1 protein-coding gene is annotated in these 614 nt (G+C 42.8%); it reads left to right on the top strand.

Annotation, left to right across the window (positions count from 1 at the left end; genetic code table 11):
• Positions 1–614 (top strand): EAL domain-containing protein (locus B3182_RS15120; protein WP_292753390.1); only part of this gene is annotated, 614 nt, incomplete at both ends.

Below are 614 nucleotides of genomic sequence, written 5' to 3'. Positions count from 1 at the left end.
ATAACCTGGATAAGCCCTTTCAAATCGGTAATATCAGTTTGAGTGCTCACTTCTATGCGGGTGTATGTTGTTATCCAGCCGATGGTTATGACAGTAAAACAATGCTTCGTCGAGTCAGAATTGCTGCTGATCATGCCCGCCTAAATCGTACAACCATACATATTTATACGCCGGGTGAAGACGAAAATCATCTTGAAGAATTAAGTCTTATTGAAGCGCTACAAGCATTGCTGAGACAACCGACAAATATTGAATTATTTTTAAACTTCCAGCCAAAGGTTGAGCTTAAAAACGGCAAAATGGATACCGTAGAAACGCTGATTCGCTGGCATCGTCCAGGCCTGGGGCGAGTTGCACCTGATAAATTTATCGGCTTGGCTGAGCAATCTGGACTCATTGTTGAATTAACACACTGGGTTATCCAGGAAACACTCAAGCAATTACGTAGATGGCGCGATAATGGGTTGGCTTTGAACGCAGCAATTAATGTGTCAGCAGAGGATTTGGCTCATCCGGATTTTTGTCATTTTCTCGAAAAACAAATTGCGGTTTACGATATTCCCGCAAACTCAGTCACTATCGAGATCACCGAGCGGGATATTATGTATGACGAC

Origin of the sequence: Methylophaga sp. UBA4204 (assembly GCF_002379485.1) — a bacterium.
Taxonomy (GTDB): Bacteria; Pseudomonadota; Gammaproteobacteria; order Nitrosococcales; family Methylophagaceae; genus Methylophaga.
The sequence above is the reverse complement of the archived record's forward strand: the minus strand, read 5'-3'. Positions and strand labels throughout refer to the sequence as shown.